This is a genomic window from Bradyrhizobium sp. LA6.8, from assembly GCF_040547935.1.
In the GTDB taxonomy this organism is placed as follows: Bacteria; Pseudomonadota; Alphaproteobacteria; order Rhizobiales; family Xanthobacteraceae; genus Bradyrhizobium; species Bradyrhizobium barranii.
Window position 1 is genome coordinate 1,033,040 of the sequence record NZ_JBEPQQ010000001.1, and the last position, 18,088, is coordinate 1,051,127.

Here is an 18,088-nt window from a genome sequence, read left to right on the forward strand (position 1 = left end):
TACACACCATCTGGTTGAGGCGCCACCAACCAATACGGTGATCCCATGACACCGCGCCTCGATTTCACCAGCGAGGCCTTCTTCCGCGATCCGCCCAAGGCGATCGCGGCGCTGCGCGCGTCCGGCCCGGTGATCGCGACGCGATTTCCTCTGGTCGGCGATGTCTGGGTCACCACGACCCATGACGCCACGGCGCAGGTCCTGAAGGACGGCACCACCTTCACGCTGCGCAAGGGGGACGGCAAAGTCGCCGGCCTGCGCTGGTGGATGCCAAAGCTGGTCACCACCATCGCCAACAACATGCTGACGATGGACGAGCCTGATCACACGAGGCTGCGCAGCATCGTCGACGAGGCTTTTCGCCGCCGCGCGATCGTGGCGATGGAGCCACGCATTCGCGCCATCGCCGACGGCTTGGCGAACGACCTGTTTGCCGATGGCAGCCCCGCCGACCTCGTCCAGCGTTACGCCCGCATCCTGCCGGTGTCGGTGATCTGCGAATTGCTGGGCCTGCCTGCGGCCGATCGCCCACGATTCATCGCCTGGGCCAACAAGATGTCGTCGCTGACGAATGTCGTCAGCTTCTTCCGCCTGCTGCTCGCGTTTCGCAAGATGCGCGCCTATCTCGAACAGCAGTTGCAGGTCGCGCGCGTGCAGGGCGGCGAGGGCCTGATTGCCGAGCTGGTTCAGGTAGAGCGTGAGGGCGGCCAGATCACGCCGGACGAAATGGTGTCGATGGTGTTCCTGCTGCTCGCGGCAGGATCGGAGACCACGACGCATCTGATCAGCGGCTCGGTCTACGAGCTCCTCAGAAATCCGGGCTTACGCGATTGGCTGGAGCAAGACCGGAGTCGCGTCGGGCTCGCTGTCGAGGAGTTTTTGCGCTTCGTGTCACCGGTGCAGTTTTCCAAGCCGCGCTATGTGCGGCGGGATATCGAGCTTGCGGGCGTGCCGCTGAAAAAGGGCGATCGCGTCATGGTCATGCTCGCCGCGGCGAACATGGATCCGGCGGTGCATGACCAGCCCGAGCGGCCCGACCTCACGCGCAAGCCGAACCGCCACATCTCGTTCGGAACGGGAATTCACTTCTGTCTCGGCCATCAGCTCGCACGGATCGAGGCGGCCTGTGCGCTGGAGGCGTTGTTTGCGCGATGGCCGAAGCTCGGTCTCGCCGTCGATCCCGCGCAAATCCACTGGCGCAAGCGGCCGGGCATGCGTGCCATCGCGGAGTTGCCGGTCGTCGCGGTGGACAGTCAGCCCGTCGATTTCCGTGACGCCACGACATCGCGCTCCCAGCCGAATACGGAGCGGCCGTCGAGATCGGGCGAGGCTTCACGCTCTCCGGCGATGTAGGCCTCGACCGACGGACCGCTGGCAGTCCGCTCCAGCCGCCGCGCCTGGTCGTCAAGGCGCTTGATCGCCTGTATCTCCTCCTCGCGCCCGAGTTTTGCGTTCTGGACCGCGCCCTTCAGCACGCGGATGGTCTCGTCATAGACCTTGATCGGGACGGGGTAGGGATGCCGGTCCTTGCCGCCATGGGCGAGCGAGAAGCGCGCGGGATCGTTGAAGCGATAGGGCGCGCCATGCACGACCTCGGCGACCATCGCCAGCGAGCGCACGGTGCGCGCGCCGACGCCGGGCGTCAGCAGCAATTCCGGAAAATCGACCGGGCCGCGTTCGGCCGCGGCGGCCAGCGTGCCGTGCAGGCGGCGTGCGAACACGTCCTTGGGCCTGATATCATGATGCGCGGGCATGATCAGATGCGGCAGCATCGCCTGCGCCGGCTCGGGCGCCGTCCCAACGAGGCGTTCGAATTCAGTGAGGATGCGATCGGGGCCGAGGCCGCTCAACAGTTCGAGTTGCGCGGCGCGCGAGACATCGGCGCGGTGATCGGTGAGATTGACGATCTCGCCCTGCTGCGGGCCGTCGATCGCGCTATGCGGCGTGTCGACAAAACTCTTCAATGCTTCCGAATGCCAGTGATAGCGGCGGGCCTGCCGCTTGTCGCCGTTCATGCCCTGTTGCACCACCGTCCATTTGGCGTCAGCAGTGACGAAGAAGCCGTGCAGATAAAGGTCAAAACCGTCCTGGACCGCGGCACTGTCGACCTTTGCGACCAGGCGACTGGCCCGCGTGAGGCTCGCGCCGTCGAAGCCGACGCGATCGCCGAGCTGCAACAGCTCGTCAGGCGTCTTGCGCGAATGCTGGCCGCGGCCGCCGCAGACATAGATGCCGAGCTCGTCCTGGAGCGGGCCTAGCCCGCGCTTCAGGGCGCCGATCACGGAGGTGGTTATGCCGGAGGAGTGCCAGTCCATCCCCATCACGGCGCCAAACGACTGGAACCAGAACGGATGCGACAGCCGCTGCAGGAAGGCGTCGCGTCCATAATGATGCACGATCGCCTGCGTGACGATTGCGCCCAGCGACGACATGCGGCTCGCAAGCCATGGCGGAACCCGCCCGGTGTGGAGAGGAAGATCGGCGCTGCCGGTTCGGCGAGTCATGATCGACGCAAGTTAGCGCAGTTCGGCGACGGTTGCATCGAGGGAATACGATATTGGGCAGGGCGGGAGGACACCCAGTCCGCGAGCTACTCGCGCGTCGCCTTGGTTGCGCCGCGCAGGCCCGCTTGCTGCTGGATCGTGTCCAGCGCGCCGGACGACTGCTCGTCCGTCACGAAGCGGTTGAGCAGGGGAAGGGCATCCTCACGCCCCTTGGGGATCGCAATGGCCATATGCTCGGCGCCCCAATTGCCGTCGAGGATTCTCGCGCCCGGCATCTGGTCGGACATCTCGAACAGCGTCGGCTTGTTGGTCGCGTAAAGGTCGATCTCGCCGCGGCCGAACATGGCGATGGCGACCTTGACGCTTTCGGCGGGAACGATGGTCGCATTCCCAAACTTCGCCGGCAATGTCCGCTCTGAGGTCGACCCTTTGGTGACGCCGATCTTCACGCCCGGCCTGTCGATGTCCTCGATCCTGCCGATCGGCGAGTTCGCCGGGACGAGATAGCCGAGCTCGATCGCCAGCACGGGCTGGCTGAAACTGACCTCGTTGGCGCGGGCCGGCGTGGCGTTGGTCACGGTGAAGTCGACCTGGCCGTCGTGGATCGCAGTGACGACGTCGGCGACGCGCTGAAACCTGACATAGTCGACGTTCACGCCGAGCCTTTTGGCCAGTTCGCCGCCGAGATCGTAGGCGAGGCCATGCGGCTTGCCAGCCGCATCCGTCACCATCGAGGTCGGGCTGCCCGGATAGATGCCGACACGCAAGCTGCCGCTCGGCGCCAGCAGTTTTGCTTCGCCATCGGCGCGCGCGGGCGCGCCGAGCAGGCCGGTCATTGCAAATGCGAGCAGGGCGGTGGGGACAAGTCGCCGGGAAGAGGTCCTCATGTGGCGAGCCTCACTGCGCACGGATGTCGGCGGCCTTCAGCACCGGCTCCCATTTGGTCGCCTCGGCGTGCATGTAGGCGTCAAAGTCCTTGGCGGAGGAGCCGACCGGCGCCGCGCCGATCTTGCCCAGCGTCGACAGCACGTTCGCGTCCTGCAGCGCCGCCTTCAGATCGGTCTCGAGCTTCGCCACGATCTCCGGCGGCATCTTGGCCGGACCGAGCACGCCCCACCAGACCGAGACGTCGTAGCCGGGGACACCTGATTCCGCGACGGTCGGAACATTCGGCAGCGCCTTGGAGCGTTCGGCCGAGGTCACCGCCAGTGCCCGCACCGGGCCGCCTTCGAGCTGGCCGATCGCTTCCGCGAGCGGATTAATGCTGAGCGGAATCTCGCCTGCGATCACGGCGGTCAGCGCCGGAGCGCCGCCTTTGTAGGGGATCGCGACGATCTTGCTGCCGGACATGTATTTGAGCAGCTCGCCGGCGAGATGCGCGGAGGTGCCGTTGCCGGACATGCCGTAGGAGAGCTTGTCGGGCTCCTTCTTTGCGGCGGCGAGGAGATCGCCGAGCGTCTTGTAAGGGCTGTCCTTCGCCACCACGATCGCAAGCGGCGAGGAGGCGACCTCGGTGATCGCGGTGAAATCCTTGAACGTGTCGTAGGGCACGCTCGGATAGATGAACTGGTTGAGCGGATGGCCGCTCGCGACCAGGATCAGCGTGTAGCCGTCCGGGGCGGCCTGCGTCAGCGCTTGCGAGGCGACGATGCCGCCGGCGCCCGGACGGTTGTCGATCACCGGCTGCTGGCCCCAGGTCTTCGCCAGCGCCTGGCCGAGCGTACGCGCGAGCACGTCGACGGCGCCGCCCGCCGCATAGGGCACAAGGATATGGACCGGCTTGCTCGGGTAATTGTCGGCGGCCTGCGCGGTGCCGCCCAGCAGCAGGCCGGCACCCAGCATCAAACCGCCGATTGTCTTGTTCAAACCCAGCATTTTCCAGCACTCCTTGCGGGCTTTCGCATCCTGCCTCGGTGTTCCGAGCCGTCCGGACGCCGCCCATGGTTCCTGTTGACGAGACCTGATCTTTTGTACGATAGTACAAATCACATGGTACGCAAGCCCACCAGCAAGGAAACGGCCCGCAAGCCGAACATGCGCGAGGCGATCCTCGCCGCGGCCGAAGAGCTGTTCGCCACCAACGGCTTCAATGCCGTCTCGGTGCGCGACATCGCGCAGGCCGCCGGCGCCAATCCCGGCAGTGTGACCTATCATTTCAAGACCAAGGACGGTCTGCTGCTGGAGATCTACCAGCGCCATTGCGGGCCGATGAATTTGCGCCGTTCCGAGCTGCTCGCCGCAGCCAAGCGCGTGCGCGACCTCCAGGACCGGCTGGAGGCGATCGTGCGCGCCTATGTGGTGCCGGCCTTCACCTCGGGCAGCGATCTCGCCGGGGGCGGGGCGCGCTTCACGCGGCTGCGCGCCGTCATGTCCGCCGAAGGCAACGAGGTCGTGCGAAAAATCATCGCGCAGACCTTTGACGACACCAGCCACGCCTTCATCGATGCGGTCCACGAGAGCCTGCCGCATATTCCGCGCACCGACATCGTCTGGCGCAGCCACTTCCTGCTCGGTGCACTTTACTACTCGCTGGTGACGCCGGATCGCGTCTCGCGCCTGTCGCGCGGCGAGGCCGACGGCAGCGATGCCGCCAGCGCCACCGAGCAGTTGGTGCAGGCCACCGTCGCCGCGTTCCAGGCGCCGGCGCTCGATCAGGCCGTGCCGGTACGGCGGCGGCCGGTCGTCAGCAGCAAGGCTTGAAAGAAGCGATCTCGCTCGGCGGTTCACCTGATGACAACGATTTACACGCCGACCATTCCGCCGCCAGATCCGAACACGCGCACGCCGAAGTTCAAGCTGCCAAAGCTGTCCTGCGACGCGCATTGCCACATCTTCGGGCCCGGCGCGAAATACCCTTACGCGCCTGACCGTTCCTACACGCCGCCGGATGCGCCGCTGGAGGATTTTCGCGCGCTGCATGTCAAGCTCGGCGTCGAGCGGGCCGTCATCGTCAATGCCAGCGTGCACGGGACCGACAATACGATCGCGCTCGATGCGATCGCACAGAGCAATGGCGCCTATCGCGCGGTTGCCAATATCGACGACACCATCACCGAGCGTGGGCTCCAGGTGCTGCACGAGGGAGGTTTCCGCGGCTGCCGCTTCAATTTCGTGCGCCATCTCGGCGGCGTCCCCGACAAGAGCGTGTTCAACCGCGTCATCGCGATGGTCGCGCCGCTCGGCTGGCACATCGATCTGCATTTCGATGCGATCGATCTGCCCGAATATGCCGACATGCTGGCCAAGCTGCCGCTGAGCTACACCATCGACCATATGGGACGGGTTAAGGCGTCCGAGGGGCTCGACCAGCTTCCGTTCAGAATCCTGATCGAACTGATGCAGCGCGACGAAAAATGCTGGGTCAAGATCTGCGGCTCGGAGCGGGTGTCCTCGGCCGGCCCGCCGTTCACGGACGCGGTGCCGTTCGCGCGCAAGATCGTCGAGACCGCGCCCGACCGTGTCATCTGGGGCACCGACTGGCCGCATCCCAACGTCAAGGTGATGCCGAATGACGGCGACCTCGTCGACCTGATCCCGCTGTTCGCGCCGGAGCCGGAATTCCAGCGGAAGATCCTGGTCGACAATCCCGCGCGCCTGTTTGGGTTCGACACATGACGGTGCTCGCGATCGATACGTTGCTTATCAAGGAAAGAGGGGAGTTCGTCCCATGAAAACAGGTCTCGTGATCACCGCCCATCCCGGCGATTTCGTCTGGCGCGCCGGCGGCGCCATCGCACTGCATGCGAAGAAGGGCTATCGCATGAAGATCGTTTGCATGTCCTTCGGCGAGCGCGGCGAGAGCCAGTTCGCCTGGAAGGAAAAGGGCGCGACGCTGGAATCGGTCAAGGCCGGCCGCAAGGACGAGGCGGAGCGGGCGGCGAAGCTGCTCGGCGCCGAGATCGAGTTCTTCGACTGCGGCGACTATCCACTGAAGCTCACCGAGGCGCATTTCGACCGCATGGTCGACATCTACCGCGAGCTCAATCCGAGCTTCGTGCTGACGCACGCGCTGGAAGATCCCTATAATTTCGACCACCCGAACGCGGCGCATTTCGCGCAGGAGACCCGCGTGGTCGCGCAGGCGATGGGCCACAAGCCCGGCGCGCAGTACAAATATTCGGCGCCCCCGGTGTTCCTGTTCGAGCCGCACCAGCCCGAGCAGTGCAACTACAAGCCGGACCTGCTCCTCAAGATCGACGAGGTCTGGAAGGAGAAGTACGAGGCGTTCCAGATCCTCGCTGCGCAAAAGCATCTCTGGGGCTATTACGAGCGCGTTGCGCTCAACCGCGGCATCCAGGGTAGCCGCAACACCGGCGTGCCCATGACCTATGGCGAGGCCTATCAGCGCCTGTTCCCGACGGTTGCGGAGGAGCTGGCATGAAGCCCGTCGTCGTTCGCAACATCAAGCGGGCCGATCCCGCAGGGATGGCGGAGTACGGCGTCTCGACCGTGCACGAAGCTTACGGCCGCATTGGCCTGATGAAGCCGTATCTGCGCCCCGTCTGGGCAGGTGCGTCGATTGCCGGCCCCGCCGTCACCGTGCTGGCACAGCCCGGCGACAACTGGATGATCCATGTCGCGGTCGAGCAGTGCAGGAAGGGCGACATCCTCGTCGTCGGCTGCACCACTGACAATACCGACGGCATGTTCGGCGAGCTGCTCGCGACCTCGCTGCAGGCGCGCGGCGTGCAGGGGCTGATCATCGACGCCGGCTGCCGCGACGTGAAAGCGCTGCACGAGATGAAGTTTCCGGTGTGGTCGCGCGCGGTCTCGGCCAAGGGCACGGTCAAGGCGACGCTCGGCTCGGTCAACGTTCCCGTGGTTTGCGCCGGCGTCAACGTCGATCCCGGCGACATCATCGTGGCCGATGACGACGGCGTCGTCGTGGTGCCCAAGCGCTATGCCTCTGAGGTCGCCGAAAAGGCGAAGAAGCGCAACGCGGACGAGGGTGGCAAGCGCAAGCGGCTGACCTCGGGTGAGCTCGGCCTTGACATGTACAACATGCGCGAGGCGCTGGCGAAAGCCGGGCTCGTCTATGTCGACAATCCCGAGGACGTCTAAGGCAGTCAGCGGAGCGGGCGGATGGATCGTCTCAAGTTGAAGGCTGTGCTCGGCAGTCACCCTCACGTGCAGGCGGTGAAGAGCGGCGAGCTCCGCTCCGACCTCTTCGACCTCGATTTCATCGCGTACACGCCGACCAACACGGCGTTCAAGCCGATGGTGCGCGAGCAGGCTTTCGACGTCTGCGAAATGGCGATCGTCACCTATCTGATGGCGAAGGCGCATGGCAAGCCGCTGGTGCTGCTGCCTGCCACCATGCTCGGTCGCTTCCAGCATTCCTACGCGCTCTACAACCCTGCAAGGGGAGTGCTCGGGCCATCCGATCTCGAAGGCAAGCGCGTCGGCATCCGCTCGTTCACGACGACGACCGGCGCATGGATTAGAGGCATTCTCGCCAACGACTACGGTGTCAATCTCGACAAGATCCGCTGGATCACCTTCGAGGATCCGCACGTTGCCGAATATGTCGACAGCACCGAGCGTGCGCCGAAGGACAAGAAGATCTTGCAGATGCTGCTCGATGGCGAGCTCGACGCCGTCCTCGGCGAGGCCTCTGATCATCCCACGTTGAAGCCGCTATTCTCCGATCCTGCCGCAGAGGCTGCCAAATGGTACACCCGTCGTGGCGTCGTCCCGGTCAATCATCTCGCGGTCGTGACCGAGCAGCTTGCAAGATCGCGCCCCGATGTGGTTGCGGGCGTCTATGATCTCCTGAAGCGGAACAAGGCGCAGGTGGGGCCCGCGGCGACCCCCGACCTCGTTCCGTTCGGGATCGAGGCGAACAGAAAACCGTTGGAGCTGATCGTCGACTACGCATTCCAGCAGGCGCTGATCCCGCGTCGCTATGCGGTCGAGGAGCTGTTCGACGAGACGACACGAGGATTGAATTGATGGCAGGTGATCCCAGGCGCTGGCAGATCGGGCTCGTCGGCTACGGCGAGGTCGGCAGGATCCTGGCTGAGGATTTGCGGCAGCAGGATATCAAGGTGGCCGCTTACGACATCAAGCTCGGAGGCGAGCACGGCGCTCCGTTGAAGGAGCATGCGGCGAAGTTCGGCGTGACGCTGGCGGTGTCGCACGCCGAGCTGACCGCGCAATCCGACTTCATCATCTCCGCGGTCACGGCCAGCCAGGCCGTGCCGGTGGCAAAAGCCTGCGCGGCGGCGATCAATCAGGGCACCTGGTTCCTCGATTTCAATTCGGCCTCGCCGGGTGCCAAGCAGCGCGCCGCCGCCCTGATCGACGGCGCTGACGGACGCTATGTCGAGGGCGCCGTGATGACCTCGGTGCCGCCTTATCGCATCAAGGTGCCGCTACTGCTCGGCGGCCCGGGCGCGAAGGAGCTGGAGCCGCTGCTGAACGCGATCGGCTTTGCGGCCAAGGTTGCGAGCGACAAGCTCGGTGTGTCCTCCGCGGTGAAGATGTGCCGCAGCATCATGATCAAGGGCCTGGAGGCCATGGTCATCGAGAGCTTCACCACCGCGCGCGCCTATGGCGTCGAGGATGCGGTGCTGGCCTCGCTCGTGGAGACGTTTCCGGCGATCGACTGGGAGAAGCAGGGCGCCTATTGCTTCCAGCGCGTGATCGAGCACGGCCGTCGCCGCGCCGAGGAGGTGCGTGAAGTCGCGGAGACCGTGCGCGAGGCGGGGCTGACACCGTGGTCGGCGCAGGGCACCGCCGAGCGGCAGGCGTGGGTCGCCGATCTCGCTGACGAGGGCCTGTTCGGCATCAAGGGGACGAAGGAATTTGCCCGCAGCGCCGATTGGCGCACCGAGGCGGATCGCATTCTGGCGAAGATCAAGCGCTGAGATCCAGCGCGCATTCAGCTCAAGACTCTGCTGCCGCCGCGTAGTCCGAGAGTTCGTCGCGCGCGAGCTCGATCAGGCTCATCAGGCTCGTGGCTTCGCGGACGACTTCCGTGGTGCGCTCGGTGCGGAACTCGGTGAGAATCGTGCGAATGCATTTGTCGGCGGTATCGAGCGTCAACAGCGCGCGGGCCATGTCGTCCTGCGTGTGGATTGCCGATATGTCGATGCCCGACAGGACTTCGCCGATGCCGGTCAGTCGCTTGATGGCCATCTCGGCGGGCGTGTTGGCCCGAATGGAATGGTAATCGATACTGCTGAATGCGCTGAACATTCCATACTTCCCCAGAGAACGCAGATGTCAGTGCGGGTCTTAGTATGATCTCCTTGGCCCGTCGTGCAATGCGCGTATTTACGGTCAGGGGTTCTACCGGATTGGGGAGTGAGGAAAGCTAGCGGTATAATCGAACGGAAAAGATCCGATCATTAGCCGCGCTTCCCGACAATCTTACCGTCGCATGCGACGAGCTTGCCTTCCTTGTACACGGAGCGCCCTTGCGGCACTCCGACAACCGCTTCAGGAATATGCTCGGCATTCAGTGTCACGAAATCGGCCTTGGCGCCGTCGCGCAGGCCATAGCCTTCGAGCCGCAGCGCCTTTGCGCCTGATACGGTGACGATATCGAAAGCGACGCGCAGCTCTTCGTCGATGTTGAAGCCCGAGCGATAGCCGAGCGTCGTGGCCCGGCGCAGCATGTCGCCGTCGCCATAGGGCCACCAGGAATCGCGGATGTTGTCGTTGCCGCTGAAGACGGTGACGCCGGCATTGCGCAGGGCCAGGATCGGCGGGAAGGGCCGGGCGCCCGGCGCATTGGTCATGATCGCGACGCCGGAGCGGGCGAGGATGTCGGCGATCTTCTTGAGCTGATCCATGGAGATATCGCCGAGCCCGTAAGCATGGCTGACGGCAACGCGTCCCTCCATACCGAGCGCGCGGGTGCGCGCTGCGATCTGCTCGATTTCGAACGCGCCCAGCGTGCCCATGTCATGCAGATGGATGTCGACGTCGACGCCGTGCTTGCCGGCCACGCCGAACACGACGTCGAGATGCTTCTCGATGTCGCGATCGAAGCTTGCGGGATCGAGCCCGCCGACGAGATCGGCGCCGAGCCCGATGGCCTCGTCCAGCAATTGCGGCGTACCCGGGCTCATCAGGATGCCGCTCTGGGGGAAGGCGACGAGCTGGATGTCGATCAGGCCCTTGTATTCCTCGCGCACGCGCAAAATCGTCTCGAGCGATTTCAGGCCGACCGAGCCGTCGACCATGACGTGGCTGCGCATCTGCGTGGTGCCGTGGCCGATGCAGAGGTCGAGCTGGTTGCGTGCGCGCACATCCATCGGCGCTGATACGGCCATGTTCTGGGCCTGGAAGGCGACGCGCTCATGCACGTCGAACCCGTTGGTGCATGGCTTGTGCGGACGCCAGGCGTCGCCATAGAAGCTGGTGTCGAGATGGATGTGGCCTTCGACGAAGCCGGGAACGACGAGGACGTTGCCGAGGTCGATGGTCTCGTTTGCGGCGGGACGTTCATCGACGGACGTGATCGCGGCGATGCGGCCGTCGGCGACGGCGATGTGATGGCGGGCTCCGCCGTCGAAGCGCGCGTTCAGGAAGATCGTGTCGAAGGCCATCCGGTTGCTCCGTTGGTCGATTGCGATGATCATCGCGCAAGCTGCGGGTCGGGCGCAAGGCGCGGAAACTCGGTCAGCCAGGCCCGAACAAAGTGGGCCGCTGCCGCTCAAACGTCTGCCGGCCAGCCTTGAAGCCCATCACGATGTCCGGCAACTCGGCGATGGCGAAGCGGCTGTCCTGGGTATCGAGCACGACGAGGTCGGCGGGGTTGCCGACCTTGATGCCGTAATCGCCAAGGTTCATTAGCCGCGCCGGCAGTTCGGTCACGAGATCGAGGCAGGTATCGAAGTCGCTGACCGACGCGTGCGCGACGTTGGCGTAGAAGTTCGCCATCCGCAGCAGCGAGGCGTCGCCGAACGGCGTGAACGGGTTGAGCACATTGTTAGTCGCGACCGAACACAGCACGCCGTCGCCGGCGAGCTTGTGCGCAAGCGTCAGCCCGCGCGGCACGTTGTGGGTGGCTTCGCGGCCCATCAGATAGAGATCGGTTGCGGGCAGCACAGTGACGGCAACGCCTGATTTCGCCAGCTGCGCGGTGGCCGCCTTCATCCGCTCCGGCGGCAGTGCCGAGAGTTTTGTCGCATGGCCGATCGCCACGCGTCCTCCGTAGTTGCGCCGCTCGGTCTGGCGGCAGACCTCGTCGAGGTGCCACCAGGAGGGGTCGAGGTCGAAATCGAGATGGAGGTCGACGTCGACGTCGAATTCCTGCGCGAGATCGAAGATGCGCGCGAGATGGGCGTTGGGGTCGGTGTCCATATAGGGGCAGCCGCCGATCGCATCGCCGCCGTCGCGCAGCGCCTGCACCAGCAGCTCTTCGCTGCCGGGGTCGTTGGTCAGGCCTTCCTGCGGGAAGACACAGAGCGACAGGTCGATCGCCCAGGCATAGTCGCGCTTCAGCGCCTTGACGGCCTCGAAGCCGCGCAAGGCAATGCGGGGGTCGATCTCGACATGGGTCCGCATGCGCGTCGTGCCGTGCACGATGGCGCGTTCGAGCACCTTTGCGCCGCGCGCGTAGACGTCCTCGACCGTAAAGTCCTTCTTCATCCCGGCCACGGCGCGGATCGCGTCCGAGACGCTGCCGTGATTGTGCCCGCAGCGGCCGAGCAGGCAGGCCTTATCGAGATGGATGTGGGTGTCGACGAACCCGGGCAGGGCGAGGCGCCCGCCGACATCGACCTCGACGGCCTCGCAGGCAAGCTGCGGCTCGATCGCGGCGATGCGGCCGCCCTTCACGCCGATATCGACGGGTGCGGCGGATGATCGCAACAGCGTGTTGCGGAAGATCAGGTCGAAGGCGGGTTGGGCGGTCATGGCGTCGGATTCAGCTGTGGTAGCCTAGCGGAAGCTGTAGAAGCTGGCAGCTCCAGATTGTGTGCAGTTATGCCACCAAACTGTTCAAAAAATGTGCATGCACTTTGGGGCGTGAATTGTAGAATGCCGGCACCTCGGAGAGCCCACCATGTCTGTCCCCGCAAAAGCCGAACGCCCGATGACCGACGCCGAGATCGTGGAGGCCTATCTCACGGCGTCGATGATACCCGATCCCGATGCGGCTGCGGCCTACATGAAGCCGGGCACGGTGATCACGTTTACCGGCGGGCGCGAGTTCGATCATCCGCGCGGCCCGACCGGCTTCAACGCAAAACGCTATCGCTGGGTCAAGAAGAAGATGGACCGGTTCGACGTCTGTCCGGGCGCGGACGAGACGGTGGTCTACAGCGTTGGCACGCTCTATGGCGAGTGGATGGACGGCACGCCGTTCGAGGGCAACCGCTATGTCGATCGCTTCGTCGTGCGGAGCGGACAGATCGTGAAGATGGACGTCTGGAACGATAGCGCCGAGCGTATCCTGGTCCAGCGCGGGATTGAGGCCTAACCTCTTCGCGCCACTTTCGGCAGCTTGACGACGCGGTCGCTCGTCACTTCATCCGCATAAGGCGCGAGAATATCGAGCAGGTCGCGGCCACGTTGCGGGGTGGGGGCCACCAATGCACGATTGGCCACGGAATCCAGATGATGATGCATCAATTGCATCACCTTGGCTTCGTCGCCCTTGGCGAGCGATGTGATGATGGCGCGGTGCTCGTTGATCGCGCATTCGGTTGAATGCGGTCGGCTGTAGAGCGACAGCGTCAGGCAGCAGCGATAGGCGACCTCGCTGACATAGCGCACCAGGATCGGGCTGTTCGTCATGTGCGCGAGCAGGATGTGGAATTCGGTGGCGAGCCGGATCGAAACTGCATCCGTGCCGCCGCGCGCGCGGTCCTCGGCGTCAACATGGGCATTCAGCTCGGCGATCTGGCTCTTGCTTAGCTTGCCCGCGAGCTGGCGGACGACAAGGCCCTCGAGCTGGATGCGGATATCAAATGCGTCGCGCGCCTCCTGCCAGCTCGGCGTTGCCACCACCGCGATCCGGTTGCGGCGGAGCTCGACGAGACCTTCGGCAGCAAGCTGTCCCAGCGCATGGCGCGCAATGGTGCGGCTGACGCCGAAACGTTCGCCGAGCGCATCCTCGGGCAGCTTTGCACCGGGTTCCAGCGCCTGCTCGATGATCGCGCGCCTGAGCGCGCGGCAGATCACGCTGACCTTGTCCGATGATTCAGAGGTCTTGCTGGTGGTGCGCGCCGCCATCGGCGAATCCTTGCGGGGAGGGTCGAAACCTCTCTTTAGCACAAGGCTAAGTCCAATCCAGCGCTCCAATTGCATGCAGTTTGGCGGCCGAATTGCCTAAATCGAATCCGGCCATCCGGCGGGGAGTTTGGCCAAATCATTGATTTTGCGAGGACGGCCGACTGGCACCCAGCTTGCATGCACTTTGGCTGTGATGCGCATGCAACCCAACGCCCAGTTTGACGGCCGGCCCGTTCCCGAAGGCTCCGGCCCTGTTGCCATCGAGCTGTCCGAGGCCTCCGTGACCTTCGGGCGCGGCGACCGCGCCGTGCCGGCTCTGTCGAAGACGACGTTGCGGATCGCCGACGGTGAGTTTGTCGCGCTGGTCGGCCCATCCGGATGCGGCAAATCGACCATTTTGCGCCTCGTCTCTGGCCTGGTGCAGCCGACCAGCGGCGTCGTCATCGTCGGCGGCCGCGAGGTCGCGGCGCGGGCGCTGCGGGTCGGCATGGCCTTTCAGAACCCGACCATGCTGCCGTGGATGACGATCGAGCGGAACATCATGCTGCCGCTGAAGATCGTCGAGCCCTTCCGCTCGAACTTCCGCAAGCTGCGTAAGACCGAGTTTCGCGACAAGGCCAATGCGCTGCTGGAGCAGGTCGGGCTTAGGGGGGTCGGCAGTCGTTATCCCTGGCAGCTCTCCGGCGGCATGCTTCAGCGCGCCAATCTCTGCCGCGCGCTGATCCACGAGCCGCGCATGTTGCTGCTGGATGAGCCCTTCGGCGCGCTTGATCAGTTCACCCGCGAGGAGCTGTGGGCGATCCTCCAGAACCTCTGGATGACGCACAAGCCGACGGTTCTGCTCGTGACCCACGATCTGCGCGAGGCCGGTTTCCTCGCCAGCCGCATCTGCGTGATGAGTGCGCGCCCCGGCCGCATCCTCGACGACAGCCGAGTTGAATTCGCGCGCCCGCGCACCGTCGCGATGACGTTCGAGCCGGATTTCGTCGCGCTGAACCAGAAGCTGCGCGCCTTCATCGAGGATGCGCGCAGTGCGGCCCAACAGGGGACAGGCTGATGTTCGGGATCGATGTCAGGCAGAAGGCGTGGTCGGCGGGGCTGATCGTGTTGTTCTTCGTCGCCTGGGAGCTGTTCTGCCTGATGACCGGCATGTCCGACCTGGTGCTGCCGCGGCCGTCGCAGGTTTTTGTCACGCTGTTCCAGCGCTTCCCGGTGCTGTGGCCGCACATCGTGCAGACGCTCGCGACCACCATGTTCGGCTTCGTCCTCGGCGTTGCGCTTGGGGTCGCCCTCGGCGCCATCATCGGCGTCTCCAAGACGGCCTATGACACCTGCTATCCGTTGCTGATCGGCTTCTCCTCGATCCCCAAAGTCGCGGTGGTGCCGATCTTCGTGCTGTGGTTCGGCTCCGGCACGGTGCCGGCGGTGCTGACCGCGCTGTCGATCTGCTTCTTCCCGATTGTCGTCAATATCGCCACGGGCCTCGCGACCACCGAGCCCGAGCTCGAAGACGTGTTGAAGGCGCTCGGCGCCAGCAAGTTCGACATCCTCTGGAATGTCGGTCTGCCCAGGACCATGCCGTTCTTCTTCGCCTCGCTGAAGGTCGCGATCTCCTACGCCTTCGTCGGCGCCGTGCTGTCGGAGACGGTCGCCTCCAACCGCGGCATCGGCAACGTCATGATGACCGCGTCCTCGAATTTCAACGTACCGCTGGTGTTCGCCGGGCTGTTTGTGCTCGCCGGCCTCGGCGTCGCGCTCTACGCCGTGTTCTCGCTGATTGAAGGCCGTGTCACCGGCTGGGCCACGCGCAAGAACGACGTGATCGCCACCTGAATTTCTGAACCGTCATGCAACGAAGCTTGAGGAGGTCTCGATGTTGAGAAAAGTAACTGTCGCGCTTCTGGGATTGGCTCTGTCCGCGGGCGCTGCCACGGCCGAGGACACCACGATCAAGTTCACGCTGGGCTGGAAGACCCAAGGCAGCGATGCCGCATTCTTCTACGCCAAGGACAACGGCTACTTCAAACAGGAAGGCCTCAACGTCGTCATCGACCAGGGCGAGGGCTCCGGCGCCACCGTCACGCGCGTGATGTCGGGGGCCTATGACGCCGGCTTCGGCGACGTCAATGCCATCATCCAGAACGCCTCGACCAAGCCGCAGGAGGCGCCCGTCATGGTCTACATGATGTGGAACCAGCCGCCGTTCGCGATCGTCGCCAAGAAGACCAGCGGCATCAACACCATCAAGGATTTTGAGGGCCACACGCTGGGCGGCGCGCAGGGCACGCCGACGACGCGGCTGTTGCCGGTGTTCACCCGCAAGAACGGGCTCGACGGCGAGAAGATCAAGATCTCCAACATGGCCCCGAACCTCCAGGAGCCGATGCTGATCAAGGGCGATATCGACGCGGCGCTCGTGTTCAACATCACCAGCTACTTCAACCTCGTGCTCAACCGCCAGGACCCGGACAAGGATTTCAAATGGTTCTCGTTCGGTGAGTACGGCCTCGACCTCTACTCCAACGGCGTGATGGTCTCGAAAAAGCTGATCGCGTCCAATCCGAAGGCGGTGGCCGGGCTCGTGCGCGCCATCAACAAGGGCGCGATCGCGGTGGCCAAGGACCAGAACGCCGGCATGAAGGCGGCGCTGAACTACGACAATCTGATCGACGTCGCCGTCGAGAAGCGCCGGCTGCAATATTCCTTCGACAAGCTGATCGTCTCGCCCGAGATGAAGGAGATCGGCATCGGCGACATCAAGGATGACCGCATGACGCGCGCCATCGGAATCGTGGTCGAGGGCTATCAGCTCGCCCGCGCGCCGACGCCCGCAGATGTGTTCTCGCGCGAGTTCCTGCCGCCGCGTGCGGAGCGGGAGCTGGTGTATACTGCCAACTGATCTTCACCGATCTTTGGAGAGACCGTCATGGCCACGGAGATTGCGGCAACCAGCCTGTTCCGTGGCCCTGATCTCGGTGTGACCGACAATGTCGTGCTGCGGTACGATAGTGGTATCATCACCGACATTCTTGAAGGAGCGGGGCCTGCTGGCGGGCCTCGCTCCTTCGTCATTCCTGCCTTCGTCAACGCCCATGATCATGCGCGCGCGACCGCGTCGTCCTTCGGGGCGGTCGGCATGCCCCTCGAAAGCTGGATCCTGCGCACCGCGCTCGGTTCGCCCATCGACCCCTATCTGACCGCGGCCTCCGCACTGGCACGTTCCGCCAGGGCTGGTTGCGCGGCGATGATGGTGCACTACACCCGCCCAAGCGGGACGATGCCGTTGCTCGATGAAGCCAAGGCGATTGCGAGGGCGGCATCCGATGTCGGCATCCGCGTGGCATTTGCCCTCGCGGTGCGGGACCAGAATCCGATCGTTTATGGCGATGCCGAGCCGATTCTCTCCGGCCTCCCCAGTGACGACCGCAAGACCATCGAAGACCTCTTTGTCCGCGCGCCGATGTCTCCGAAGGCCTATATCGAGCTGACCGATGCGATTGCCGCCGCCATCTCCGGCCCGATGGTCGACGTGCAGCTCGGGCCCGCCGGTGTGCAATGGTGTTCGAAGCCGCTGCTGGAGGCGGTGGCGGAGAACTCGGCGCAGACGGGCCGCCGCATTCACATGCATCTGCTGGAGACCGTCTATCAGCGCGCCTGGGCCGACCAAAACTTTCCGGACATGGTGCGCTGGCTGCGCGATATCGGCTTCCTCTCGGAGCGGCTGACGTTGGCGCACTGCATCCACGCCCGTCCCGATGAGCTGGAGATGATCGCAGCCTCCGGCGCGCGCATCGTCACCAATTTCAGCTCGAACATGCATCTGCGCTCGGGGCTCGCCCCGATCGCCGTCGCACACAAATGTGGCTGCGCCATCGCGGTCGGCGTCGACGGGTTGGCGCTGGACGAGGACGACGACATCCTGCGCGAGATGCGGCTGGTGCAGATGGTCCATGGCGGCCTCGGCTTCAGGGCGACCTGGACGCCGGCCGAGCTGTTCGCGCTTGCTGTCCGCAACGGGCGCCGTGCCACCGGCGCGCCCGGGAGCGGCGAGCTCGTCGCAGGCAATCCCGCCGATTTCGTCGTGATCGACCTCGACCGGCTGGACCGAGATCAGATCATGCCCGTTGACCCCATGGCGCTTCTGTTCGCGCGGGGCAATGCGTCGCTGGTGAAGGGGGTCGTCGTCGCCGGCAAGACGATAGCGAAGGACGGGGCCTGCATGGGCGTTGACCTGCCGGCCATCGAGCAGGAGTTGCGGGCGATGTACCGCGTCAATGTCGGCAAGCTCTCGAACTTCCAGCGCGTTTGGCCGCCGCTGTCGGAGCGGGTCTCCGGCTGGTTCGAGCAGCAGCTCACCTGCGAATAGGGCGGGGCGCCACGCCCCCCTTAGGTTC

19 protein-coding genes are annotated in these 18,088 nt (G+C 64.7%); 12 read left to right on the forward strand and 7 right to left on the reverse strand.

Annotated elements, in window-relative coordinates:
• Positions 1-45 precede the first annotated feature (45 nt).
• Positions 46-1,353, forward strand: a complete 1,308-nt coding sequence (locus tag ABIA90_RS04470) for a cytochrome P450 family protein (protein WP_166094621.1) — start codon at positions 46-48, stop codon at positions 1,351-1,353.
• Here the strand turns inward: ABIA90_RS04470 and ABIA90_RS04475 are convergent.
• The 3 genes from ABIA90_RS04475 to ABIA90_RS04485 all read right to left on the reverse strand — a co-directional run bounded on the left by ABIA90_RS04475 (position 1,254) and on the right by ABIA90_RS04485 (position 4,379).
• Positions 1,254-2,504, reverse strand: a complete 1,251-nt coding sequence (locus tag ABIA90_RS04475) for a DUF763 domain-containing protein (protein ID WP_354117419.1) — start codon at positions 2,502-2,504, stop codon at positions 1,254-1,256. The genes ABIA90_RS04470 and ABIA90_RS04475 overlap by 100 nt on opposite strands.
• Before the next feature lie 86 nt (positions 2,505-2,590).
• Complete coding sequence (locus ABIA90_RS04480; RefSeq protein ID WP_354117420.1) at positions 2,591-3,391, reverse strand: ABC transporter substrate-binding protein; 801 nt, start codon at positions 3,389-3,391, stop codon at positions 2,591-2,593.
• A 10-nt stretch (positions 3,392-3,401) separates the two neighbouring features.
• A complete protein-coding gene (locus ABIA90_RS04485; RefSeq protein WP_354117421.1) occupies positions 3,402-4,379 on the reverse strand; it encodes a tripartite tricarboxylate transporter substrate binding protein in 978 nt (325 codons plus the stop codon).
• Between the two features lie 114 nt (positions 4,380-4,493).
• Between ABIA90_RS04485 and ABIA90_RS04490 the strand changes: the two genes are divergently transcribed.
• The 6 genes from ABIA90_RS04490 to ABIA90_RS04515 are packed head-to-tail and all read left to right on the forward strand — an operon-like array spanning position 4,494 to position 9,373.
• Positions 4,494-5,204, forward strand: a complete 711-nt coding sequence (locus tag ABIA90_RS04490; RefSeq protein ID WP_354117422.1) for a TetR/AcrR family transcriptional regulator — start codon at positions 4,494-4,496, stop codon at positions 5,202-5,204.
• A gap of 30 nt (positions 5,205-5,234) precedes the next feature.
• Positions 5,235-6,119: an amidohydrolase family protein gene (locus tag ABIA90_RS04495; RefSeq protein ID WP_354117423.1), complete on the forward strand. Its 885-nt coding sequence runs from the start codon at positions 5,235-5,237 to the stop codon at positions 6,117-6,119.
• A gap of 52 nt (positions 6,120-6,171) precedes the next feature.
• Positions 6,172-6,885, forward strand: a complete 714-nt coding sequence (locus ABIA90_RS04500) for a PIG-L deacetylase family protein (protein ID WP_027517331.1) — start codon at positions 6,172-6,174, stop codon at positions 6,883-6,885.
• Complete coding sequence (locus ABIA90_RS04505; protein WP_354117424.1) at positions 6,882-7,565, forward strand: 4-carboxy-4-hydroxy-2-oxoadipate aldolase/oxaloacetate decarboxylase; 684 nt, start codon at positions 6,882-6,884, stop codon at positions 7,563-7,565. Before ABIA90_RS04500 ends, ABIA90_RS04505 begins: the two co-directional genes overlap by 4 nt.
• Positions 7,566-7,586: 21 nt before the next feature.
• On the forward strand, positions 7,587-8,456 hold the full coding sequence (locus ABIA90_RS04510; protein ID WP_354117425.1) for a substrate-binding domain-containing protein: 870 nt from the start codon (positions 7,587-7,589) through the stop codon (positions 8,454-8,456).
• A complete protein-coding gene (locus ABIA90_RS04515) occupies positions 8,456-9,373 on the forward strand; it encodes a DUF1932 domain-containing protein (RefSeq protein WP_354117426.1) in 918 nt (305 codons plus the stop codon). Before ABIA90_RS04510 ends, ABIA90_RS04515 begins: the two co-directional genes overlap by 1 nt.
• A 19-nt stretch (positions 9,374-9,392) precedes the next feature.
• Here ABIA90_RS04515 and ABIA90_RS04520 read toward each other — a convergent pair whose 3' ends face one another.
• From ABIA90_RS04520 to ABIA90_RS04530, 3 genes are all read right to left on the reverse strand, one after another.
• Positions 9,393-9,704: a hypothetical protein gene (locus ABIA90_RS04520; protein WP_063983934.1), complete on the reverse strand. Its 312-nt coding sequence runs from the start codon at positions 9,702-9,704 to the stop codon at positions 9,393-9,395.
• A 152-nt stretch (positions 9,705-9,856) separates the two neighbouring features.
• Entirely contained in the window at positions 9,857-11,062 is a 1,206-nt protein-coding gene (locus ABIA90_RS04525) for an amidohydrolase family protein (RefSeq protein ID WP_354117427.1), read from the reverse strand.
• Between the two features lie 73 nt (positions 11,063-11,135).
• On the reverse strand, positions 11,136-12,374 hold the full coding sequence (locus tag ABIA90_RS04530; protein WP_354117428.1) for an amidohydrolase family protein: 1,239 nt from the start codon (positions 12,372-12,374) through the stop codon (positions 11,136-11,138).
• A 148-nt stretch (positions 12,375-12,522) separates the two neighbouring features.
• On the opposite strand from ABIA90_RS04530, the gene ABIA90_RS04535 reads away from it, so the two are divergent.
• Complete coding sequence (locus tag ABIA90_RS04535; protein ID WP_071915055.1) at positions 12,523-12,939, forward strand: nuclear transport factor 2-like protein; 417 nt, start codon at positions 12,523-12,525, stop codon at positions 12,937-12,939.
• Here the strand turns inward: ABIA90_RS04535 and ABIA90_RS04540 are convergent.
• Positions 12,936-13,694 (reverse strand): GntR family transcriptional regulator, encoded by a 759-nt coding sequence (locus ABIA90_RS04540; protein ID WP_354117429.1) that lies wholly within the window; start codon positions 13,692-13,694, stop codon positions 12,936-12,938. The two genes, ABIA90_RS04535 and ABIA90_RS04540, sit on opposite strands and share 4 nt — an antisense overlap.
• A 199-nt stretch (positions 13,695-13,893) precedes the next feature.
• Between ABIA90_RS04540 and ABIA90_RS04545 the strand changes: the two genes are divergently transcribed.
• The 4 genes from ABIA90_RS04545 to ABIA90_RS04560 are packed head-to-tail and all read left to right on the forward strand — an operon-like array spanning position 13,894 to position 18,060.
• Positions 13,894-14,751 carry an ABC transporter ATP-binding protein gene (locus ABIA90_RS04545; protein ID WP_502916620.1) on the forward strand — a complete coding sequence of 286 codons (858 nt, stop codon included), beginning with the start codon at positions 13,894-13,896 and terminating at the stop codon, positions 14,749-14,751.
• Positions 14,751-15,527: an ABC transporter permease gene (locus ABIA90_RS04550; protein ID WP_063983930.1), complete on the forward strand. Its 777-nt coding sequence runs from the start codon at positions 14,751-14,753 to the stop codon at positions 15,525-15,527. Before ABIA90_RS04545 ends, ABIA90_RS04550 begins: the two co-directional genes overlap by 1 nt.
• Positions 15,528-15,567: 40 nt before the next feature.
• Positions 15,568-16,593: an ABC transporter substrate-binding protein gene (locus ABIA90_RS04555; protein ID WP_354117431.1), complete on the forward strand. Its 1,026-nt coding sequence runs from the start codon at positions 15,568-15,570 to the stop codon at positions 16,591-16,593.
• Between the two features lie 27 nt (positions 16,594-16,620).
• Positions 16,621-18,060, forward strand: coding sequence for an amidohydrolase family protein (locus tag ABIA90_RS04560; RefSeq protein ID WP_354117432.1), 1,440 nt, complete (start codon positions 16,621-16,623; stop codon positions 18,058-18,060).
• Positions 18,061-18,088 lie beyond the last annotated feature (28 nt).